Source organism: Prosthecobacter sp. (assembly GCF_044236155.1).
GTDB lineage: Bacteria > Verrucomicrobiota > Verrucomicrobiia > Verrucomicrobiales > Verrucomicrobiaceae > Prosthecobacter.
Genome location: NZ_JBIIHA010000012.1, coordinates 134,136 through 143,267, shown reverse-complemented (window position 1 = coordinate 143,267; position 9,132 = coordinate 134,136). Strand labels below are relative to the sequence as shown.

Below are 9,132 nucleotides of genomic sequence, written 5' to 3'. Positions count from 1 at the left end.
TGGAGGCGAGGGCGGGAATTGAACCCGCGCATACCGGTTTTGCAGACCAGTGCATTACCACTTTGCTACCTCGCCATGCTCGAAAGCGGACGGAGAGTAGGCGGTGGCCCTCCCCCTGTCAACCGCCGTGGCGGCGGCGGATTTCAGCCACCGCCCAGGCGGCGTGTTCGGCAATGAGCGGGTGTGGATCGGCAGCGGCGGCTTCGAGGGCAGGGAGATCGTCCGGCGTGCCGGTGTTGCCGAGGGCGACGCAAACGTTGCGCAGGAAGGCGGGGCGCTTGATGCGCTTGATGGGGGATTTGGCGAAGAGGGCGCGGAATTCGTCGTCGGTGAGGGAGAGAAAGTCGCGCAAGGACTTGGTGAACACGGTTTCGCGGGCCTGGAAGGCTGCCTCGCGTGATTCCTGGGCGTGGCGGTTCCACGGGCAGGCGTCGAGGCAGGCATCGCAGCCGTAGATGCGGTCGCCGATGGCTTGGCGGAACTCGTGCGGGATGGAACCTTTGTTTTCGATGGTGAGGTAGGAGATGCAACGGCGTGCATCCATGCTCCGCGGCGCGGTGATGGCCTGCGTGGGGCAGGCGTCGATGCAGCGGGTGCATTTGCCGCACATGTCCTTCGCCGGCGTGTCGGCGGGCAGATCGAGCGTGGTGAGGATGTCGGCGAGGAAGAACCAGGTGCCGAGATGACGATGAATCTGCATCGTGCTTTTGCCGCCCCAGCCAAGGCCAGCCTCGCTGGCGAAGTCACGCTCCAAAACAGGGCCGGTATCGACGTAAGGCTTCTGCACGCCGCCGTGGGTGGCGAGGAAAGCGTCGAGTTCGCGGAGCTTTTCCTCGATGAGGTCGTGGTAGTCGTCGTTCCAAGCGTAGCGGGCGATGCGATAGCCGGTCTGCGGGCCCGGCCCTTGGAAATAGTTCAGCGCGAGAACAATCACGCTACGTGCACCGGGCAAGACGACACGCGGATCGACACGGCGCTCGATGTTCCGGGCCATCCAGGCCATGTCGCCGTGTTTTCCTTCGGCGATCCACTGCTCATAGAGGTCGCGGTGCCTCGCAGGCAACGCGGCAGCGACGCGGCAGTCGTCAAAGCCGAGCGAGCGGGCCTTGGCGATGAGTTCGGTTTTGATCTCTGCCGGGGACACAATGAGGAATGACGAAATCAGATGACGAATGACAGATTCCCGAGGCAGGAAGACCCCAGGCTCATTTCCCGCCCGGTGGCGTCAGGGACTGGATCTGCTTGTCGAGAATGTCGAAGGAGTCGGCCAGCATGCGGAGGCGCTCGACATGCGCGGACTGCTCGCGTTCGACATGCGCTGCGTCGGCCTGCGCGGGATTGAGGGTTTCGAGGAACTTGGTGAAGATGGTGGTGACGTCGTCCGTGACCTGTTTGGACAGCATCGCGCGCAAGGTGACGGAGGACTCCTCCAGCTTGTCGAGGATGGCATTGCGGGCGCTGCTTAGCCTGACCTGAGTGAGCAGGTAAATGACGGCCAGCAGCAGCACTCCCGCACCCGCGGCGATGGCCCCCCCCTCGATGCCGTCCAGCCATCCGCACAACGCGGAGACGATGATCACAGGCAGGATGAGCCGCTTCAGCCAGCGGGCGGTGCGGCGGGCGTTTTCGAGGCCGGGCTCGATGTCCTCGTCGAGTTTCAGACCGATGACAAAGCGACGCAGCGAGGAATCGACATGCGTGCCGAAACGACGGCGCAGATCGCTTTCCTCGTCGTCATAAACATGCACGGGCATGGAGACGTCCACCGGGAAAATCACGCCGCGGCCCTGCGCATACAGGAAACGCTCGAACTGATGCACATCCTCCTCCAGCACGAGGCCGACCTGCCGCCAGCGGTCTCCGGTGCGGTGCTGCAGCTCCTGAAACAGGCGGTGGTCGAGGCTCTGCGGACGCTGCTCCTCAGTAGTGTCATCTTCCGGCGCGGGCTTGCGCTGGAAGGCCTTCCGCGTGGCCAGCGCGTCGCTGGCGAGACCCGCGACGCGCATCACGGACTCGTGGTAGTCACGCTCGGTGGCATCGAGCGCGGGCAGGATTTTTTTCAGCGTGCGATCCACCTGGAGCTCGCGCTCGGTTTGCAGTTCCTGCAACACGACGGCTTTTCGCTGAGCGCCGTGCATGCCGGCCACGACACGGTCGCGCGTGGTTTCGAGAATCTGGCGCGCAAGCCTCATGGTGCTGGCAAGCTTGTTCAGCCGGGAGGCATTATGTCGCACGAGGCTGGAAATGTGCGCCTCCAAGGCGTGAAAGCCGCTGTCCTGGTGAAAGCGGTCGTGCTCGATGCCGGCGTTGTGAGCGAGGATGGCTTTTTTAGCCGAGACGGGAAAGAGCGGGAAGTCGCGGCCGAAACGCTGACGCGTGAGCTGGCCCATGTAGTCGGTTATCACCTGGATTTCCTCCGGGCTGCGCAGGTCGCTCTGCTGAAGCACGAAAATGACGTGCCGCATCCATTCGCGGTGAACTTTCTCCAGGAACTGCCACGCGGACGCGCCCCACGGATTCATCGCCGAGAACACGAAGATGACGAGGTCGGCGATGGGCACGAAGCGCTCGGTAATCTGCTGGTGCTCGTTCTCGATGGAGTTCGTGCCCGGCGTGTCCACGATGTGGAAATCCCGCAGGAAATCGACGGGCGCATACACTTCATCGAGCGTGGGCGTGACAGGCACGACGCTGTGCTCCGTGCCGTGCCGGAAGAAGAGAATCTTGCCCGTCGTGGGCATGACGCCGGTCTGGGAGAAGTCCTGGCCGAAGAGCGCGTTGAGAAAGGTGGATTTACCCACGTTCACCTCTCCGACGACGACAAAGACGAACGGCTCCTTCAGGCTGGCGATGAGGTTGTCGAGGATCGCGGCGGACTCGGCGTCGCCGCCGGCGTCACGCACCGCGGCCGAGAGCGCCAGGAGGTCCGTGCCGATGCGCGAACGCAGTTCAAAATAGTCATCACCGATCATGTGGGGGTCGCGCAAGGTGCCGCGTGTGAACTTCATCGCAACCTGCGAGCGCGGGAATCCGGCGGGAAGATGGAGGAATGGAGAACTGGAGTGGTGGAGTGATGGTTCCAGCGCCAATACTCCATTGCTCCGACACTCCATCACTCCATGGTGTATCCCGAAAGAACACCGATTGAACGCGCCGCCGCCCGACAGTGACTCCACACCCGATCAACCCACGCCGTGGTGGCTGTGGCCGCATGTGCTAAGCCTGGAGGCGCCGCTGGTGGCCGTGCTGTGGCAGCGCGTGCTGGCGCAGGCGCATGGCGTCCGCCTCACGCCGATGCTGGACGCGGGTCTCGCGCTGGCCTGCTGGCTCATTTACCTCGCCGACCGCACGCTGGACACCTTTTCAGCGAAGCCTGGCTCCGCGTTGGACACGCGGCATGCCTTTTACCGCCGCCACCGCCGTGTGCTGCTGCTCGGCGTGATGCCCGCCGCCGCTTCTTGGCTGGTGTGGGCGGCGTTTTATGTGATCCCTGAAGGCATCCTGTGGCAGGCGGCGGGACTGTCGATGCTGGTAGCGCTTTATCTGGCCTCATGGGCGGCGCAGGGCAGCCGCGTGTCGCGGGATGTCTTTCTCTGCGCCGCAGGACTCGGCGGCATCCTCCTCATCTCCCGCATGCCGCTGCCCGCCGGGTATCGCTTCGCGCTCAGCCTGATTCTGCTGGTGGCGATGGTGCTGAGTTTTTTGCGGCAGATCGACATCCGTCTCGGCCAATGGCTGCCGAAGGAATACACCGCCGCGCTGCTCTTCGCGCTCGGCTGCAGCACCAGCACGCGCTTCCTTGCGATGCCGGAAACGATCCTCGAACCCGTGCTGGAAAGCCTGCTGCTGGCCGCGCTCTTCGCCTGCAACCTGCACGGCATCTCCACCCATGAAAAAAACAGCAAGCGCAGCCATGCGCCGCTCGTGCTCGGCGCGCTGGTCTTCACGCTGGCGGTGCGGTGGCTGGTCGAGGGCGGTCTGCTGGAGAATTCCCTGCGTGGTCCGTCGCAGGCGGTGCTCGGCGCACTGGTGCTGCACGCGGTCGTGCAGCGCGCCGGAAAAGGCCTCTCCACCGATGCCTACCGCGTGCTGGCCGATCTGGCTCTCATCCTGCCCCTGCCGCTCGCGTGGCTGTGAATTGCGCGAAACGCGGTGACGCTCACGTTTGACGAACATCATGAAAAAACAGCTCTGCATCCTCTTTTTCGGCCTCGCGGCCCTTCTTCCAGCCCAGGAATCGCCAGACGCGCTCTTCCAGCAAGGCGTGGATGCCTTCTTCGCCGCGAAACCGAAGGAATCCGTCGCCGCGTTCGACAAATTGATCACGCTGGCACCGAATGCGAAGCCGCAGCTCTGGCAGCGTGGCCTCTCGCTCTACTACGCGGGTGATTTCAAAGCCGGGCGCGAGCAGTTTGAGGTGCATCAGACTGTGAACGGCAACGACGTGGAAAACGCCGCCTGGCATTTCCTCTGCATCGCCAAAGGCGAGGGTGTGGAGGCCGCGCGGAAGGTCTTCATCCCCATCGAGGGCGACTCACGCATCCCGATGAAGCAGGTTCACGAGCTTTTTGCCGGCAAAGGCAGCGTGGAAGCCGTCTTGAAGGCCGCCGAGGAGGGCCAGGGCGAAAACCTGCGCAACCACCGCTGCTACGCCCACCTCTACCTCGGCCTCTACTTTGAGGCGACCGGCGAAGACGCGAAGGCGAAGGGGCACATGCTCAAAGCCGCCAAAGACTTCGCCATGGACCACTACATGGGCCGCGTTGCGCAGGTGCATGTGAAGATCCGTGGGTGGGACCAGTGAGCGAATGCGCATCCCTTGCGCATCATTGTTCCGGGTTTGTGAGAATGGGCCGTGAGCGCAATAAGGCACGGCAGTGCATGGTAAGTTCGTGTCCAAACCCACTGACACGACCATGAAAATGCATCCCTTGTGCTCCGGTAATCACCGCAATCCCTTCGCGACCTCGCAGAGCCGTCGTGACTTTCTGCATGTGGGGGCGCTGGCAGGACTGGGCATCACTTTGCCGGAAATGCTGAAGCTGCAGGCGGCGGAGCAAACACTGGCGATGCCGGCGGTGGAGAGCTACAAGCCGGTCGCGACCTCGATCATCCACATTTACCTGCCCGGTGGGATGGCGCAGCATGAGTCGTGGGATCCGAAGCCCTTTGCCTCGCCCGACTACCGCGGACCCTTCAATCCGGTCAAAGGCGTGACGGGCGAATACGTGGGCGAGAAGTTCGCGAACATCGCGAAGATCCTCGACAAGATCACGATGATCCGCTCCGTGACGCATGGCGAGGCAGCGCACGAACGCGGCACGCACAACATGTTCACCGGCTACCGTCCGAGCCCGGCGATCAAGTTCCCCAGCTTCGGCTCCATCATTTCGCATGAACAAGGAAGCCGGAACAACCTGCCGCCCTACGTCGTGGTGCCAAGTGTGTTCGCACCCGAGCAGGGCAGCGGCTACATGAGCAGCGCGTTCGGACCCTTTGCTCTCGGCAGTGATCCTGCGGACGGCAACTTCACCGTGCGCGATCTGGCCGCGCCAAAAGACATCGACCAGAAGCGCTTCGACCGCCGCCGCAGCCTGCTCTCCTCCGTGGACGAGCATTTCCGCACGACGGAGAAATCCGACGGCCTCGCTGCGATGGACAAGTTCTACACGGCCGCGTACAACCTCATCAGCTCGCAACAAGCCCGCGAGGCCTTCAATCTGGCCGCCGAACCGGCCAAGCTGCGCGATGAATACGGCCGCAACGCCGCCGGTCAGCGTTTCCTACTCGCCCGCCGCCTCGTCGAGGCCGGTGTGCGCATGGTTTCGGTGAACTACGGCGGCTGGGACCACCACTCGAACATCAAAGGCTCGTTTGAGAGCCAGGCACCGCAGTTCGACACCGCCTTCGCGCGTCTCATACGCGATCTCGACGAGCGCGGCATGCTCGACACGACGCTGGTGCTGGTGAGCAGCGAATTCGGCCGCACGCCGAAGATTAACAGCACGAACGGTCGCGACCACTACCCGCGTGTCTTCTCCGTGGCGATGGCTGGTGGCGGTGTGAAGAAAGGTTTCGTCTATGGCAAGTCCGACGCCCTCGGCGGCGAGCCGGATGAAGATCCCGTCGGCCCCGAAGACCTCGCCCGCACGATGTACCGCCTGCTCGGCATCAACGCCAGCAAGCGCATCGTCGTCGAAAACGTGCGTCCCGTGGACATCGTGAACGGCGGCAGGCTGATCAACGAGCTGATTGCGTGAGCCGGGTCTTTCTTCCAGTTAGTTCGTCGGCGTAAAAAACAAGGCGGTGAGGATTCACTTTTCACGGCATCAAAAATGCGCATCCTCGTCATGGCTCTCGTCTTGAGCCGTCATGGAAGCAGTCAACATCCAGTTCGCGCCCGCAACGGGCACCGAGGAAGAGTGGAACGAGGCGTATGCGCGCCTCGCCGACTACTTCCGCTCCTACCAGCTCCATAACCGCATCCGCCGCACGCAGCTCATCCTCGAGACGCTGCGCAAGGCGGCCGAGGCACATGCGAAGGACCCTTCCCGCAGGCCCACGGCACACGCGATCGAGCAGGCGCGGCTCATGCTGCGCGAATGGCTCGGCGCGATCTACAGCGACCTGAACTTGAACGAAGCACAGCTCGAGGCCACAGGCCGGCTCGGTTTCCATCTGGCCGGCGGCCCCTCACGCTGGCCGCAGTTCTTCCTCGATGAGGAAAACATGCCGGATGACATGGCCGAGGCCATGCGCTCCGCCCTGCGCACCTCCGGCCCCGGCATGAGCGTGAGCAAGATGACTCCGCGTGACATCGACCTCGGCCTCATCCCCGACGTGGCGGAGGACACCTTCGGCAAGCTCGGCCGCCATCCCATCCTGCGATACTCGGTGCTCTTCCTCATCGTGTTCGGTGTACTGGGTTATCTTTATTCCCTCTTCAGATGAGCGCACCCCTCGGCAGCCAGACCGCAAACATCGCGATGAACGCCGGTATGCCGCCGAAACGTGTCTCGCGCACGCGCCGCTCGACCTTCTTCTCCCTCGTCGGTCTCGGCACCATCGTGGGCACCTGGCTCTCGTTTGTTTTCCTGTCAGAAAATGGCATGCGCATCTCGGAGTGGGCGCTGCTGCTGGTCTTCATCCCGCTCTACTACCAGCTCAATGTCGGCTTCTGGACCGCGCTCTTTGGCGTGTGGCTCATGAACCGCCCGAAGCCCGACTCGCTCGACCTCTGGCGCACGCTGAACGCGGACGACTACGAGCAGCCCATCACCGCGAGCACCGCGATCGTCATGCCCGTCTTCAACGAGGACGTGACGCGTGTGTATGAAGGCCTGCGCTCGATCTACCTCTCCCTCGAAGCCACCGGCCAGTCGAAGAACTTCGACTTCTTCATCCTCAGCGACTCGGACAAAACCAGCCAATGGATCGAAGAAGAAACCGCCTGGCTCGAACTCTGTCGTCAGTTGAAGGCCTTCGGCCGCATCTTCTACCGCAAACGCCGCAAGCCCATCAACCGTAAGAGCGGCAACGTGAGCGACTTCTGCCGCCGCTGGGGCAAACGCTACCGCTACATGGTCGTGCTCGACGCGGACAGCCTCATGTCCGGCGCGCTGCTCACCAGCATGGTGCGCATCATGGAGAAAAATCCCGGCATCGGCATCCTCCAGACATTTCCGAAGCAAATCGCCGCCGACACGCTGCTCGGCCGCGTGATGCAGTTCGCACAGGCACTCTACGGACCGCCCTTCATGGCCGGACTCGACTACTGGCAGTGCGGCGAGGCCAATTTCTGGGGCCACAACGCCATTTTGAGGCTCGCACCCTTCATCGAGCACTGCGCCCTGCCGCCGCTGCCGAAGAACGCGCCCTTCGGCGGCCACATCCTCAGCCATGACTTCGTCGAAGCCGCGCTCATGCGCAAAGCGGGTTACGCCGTGAGACTGCTGCCCACCACGCGTGGCAGCTACGAGGAAGGCCCGCCCACGCTCGTGGACATGCTCAAACGCGATCGCCGCTGGTGCCAGGGCAACATCCAGCATCTCTGGCTCGTGTTTGCGAAGGGCTGGCATCCGATGAGCCGCGTGAATTTCCTCCACGGCATCCTCAGCTACGTCAGCTCGCTGCTGTGGTTCATCTTTCTCGTGCTCGTGACGTATCTCGCCGCCACGCCGACGGCGCACGTGGCACCGCAGTCATTGCTCGCGGAGAAAATCCTCCTCGGCGTCACCATCATGCTCATCTTCCTGCCGAAGACGGTCATCCTGCTCGACGAGGTCATCACCGGCCGCATGTTCAAACCGTTGCGCCTGCGCCTCCTCACGTTTTTCAGCAGCATGCTCGACACAGTCGTCTTCACGCTCATGGCACCGGTGCTGATGGTGTTTCATGCACGTTTCGTCATCTACACGCTCATTGGCAAAAGCGTGAGCTGGGTCACACAGCGCCGGAAAATCGACGGCGGCATCAACTGGAGCGAGATCATCCTCACCTTTGCCAGCGTGACCGTCCTGGGCCTGCTCTGGACTGCTGTGGGCGCGGGCATCGGCGTGAAGCTCGGCTCCTTCGCCTTCCTCATCTGGATCAGCCCGATCCTGTTCTCTCTCATCGTCTCCATCCTCGTCGCGGCCATCGTTTCCGGCGGACGCAGCGGCAGGCGCCTCGGCATCTTCCTCACACCGGAGGAATACGATCCGCCCACCGTGCTCAAGACGATGCAGCAGACCCTGGAGGAGATCAAAGACCGCCTGCAGCTTCCGCCCGAGCTGGAACGCCACTACGGCCTCATGCAGGTCTTCCTCGATCCGTATGTGAACGGCCTGCACGTCAGCCTGCTGCGCCGCCGCCGCACCATCGACGTCTCGCGCAGCTACCTCGATGAAATCGGCCACCGGCTCATCACCCAGGGGCCGCAGACGCTCAATGCGCAGGAGTTGAAGGCCATGATGCACGACACCGACACGGTGACGAACCTGCATTACCGCCTCTGGAGCGCCGCCGATCACGAACTCGCACCCTTCTGGTCCACGGCGATCCGCCAGTACAAGCTCGCACCCACCAGTCCCTTCGCCCACACGCTCGCGAAGCAGGAAGTCGAGGACTGAGATGCGCGAAAGCCGCATTTCG

The 9,132-nt window shown here is 63.0% G+C and carries 7 protein-coding genes and 1 tRNA gene; 5 read left to right on the top strand and 3 right to left on the bottom strand.

Features of this window, described 5'->3' with window-relative positions; translation table 11 throughout:
• The 3 genes from ACILSE_RS12590 to ACILSE_RS12580 all read right to left on the bottom strand — a co-directional run bounded on the left by ACILSE_RS12590 (position 1) and on the right by ACILSE_RS12580 (position 3,008).
• Positions 1 to 75 (bottom strand) — tRNA-Cys (locus ACILSE_RS12590).
• Positions 76 to 118: 43 nt separating this feature from the next.
• Complete coding sequence (gene queG / locus ACILSE_RS12585; protein ID WP_395717749.1) at positions 119 to 1,144, bottom strand: tRNA epoxyqueuosine(34) reductase QueG; 1,026 nt, start codon at positions 1,142 to 1,144, stop codon at positions 119 to 121.
• A 61-nt stretch (positions 1,145 to 1,205) separates the two neighbouring features.
• Positions 1,206 to 3,008: a dynamin family protein gene (locus tag ACILSE_RS12580; protein WP_395717748.1), complete on the bottom strand. Its 1,803-nt coding sequence runs from the start codon at positions 3,006 to 3,008 to the stop codon at positions 1,206 to 1,208.
• 136 nt (positions 3,009 to 3,144) lie between these two features.
• Here ACILSE_RS12580 and ACILSE_RS12575 point away from each other — a divergent pair, with 136 nt between their 5' ends.
• The 5 genes from ACILSE_RS12575 (at position 3,145) to mdoH (ending at position 9,110) form a co-directional block, all read left to right on the top strand.
• Entirely contained in the window at positions 3,145 to 4,137 is a 993-nt protein-coding gene (locus ACILSE_RS12575) for a hypothetical protein (protein ID WP_395717747.1), read from the top strand.
• Positions 4,138 to 4,177: 40 nt separating this feature from the next.
• Entirely contained in the window at positions 4,178 to 4,804 is a 627-nt protein-coding gene (locus tag ACILSE_RS12570; protein ID WP_395717746.1) for a tetratricopeptide repeat protein, read from the top strand.
• 112 nt (positions 4,805 to 4,916) lie between these two features.
• The gene (locus ACILSE_RS12565) at positions 4,917 to 6,260 is read left to right on the top strand and encodes a DUF1501 domain-containing protein (protein ID WP_395717745.1); all 1,344 of its coding nucleotides are present in this window, start codon (positions 4,917 to 4,919) and stop codon (positions 6,258 to 6,260) included.
• Between the two features lie 112 nt (positions 6,261 to 6,372).
• Positions 6,373 to 6,951 (top strand): hypothetical protein, encoded by a 579-nt coding sequence (locus ACILSE_RS12560; protein ID WP_395717744.1) that lies wholly within the window; start codon positions 6,373 to 6,375, stop codon positions 6,949 to 6,951.
• On the top strand, positions 6,948 to 9,110 hold the full coding sequence (gene mdoH, locus ACILSE_RS12555; protein WP_395717743.1) for a glucans biosynthesis glucosyltransferase MdoH: 2,163 nt from the start codon (positions 6,948 to 6,950) through the stop codon (positions 9,108 to 9,110). The genes ACILSE_RS12560 and mdoH overlap by 4 nt, the downstream gene beginning before the upstream one ends.
• Positions 9,111 to 9,132: the final 22 nt, after the last annotated feature.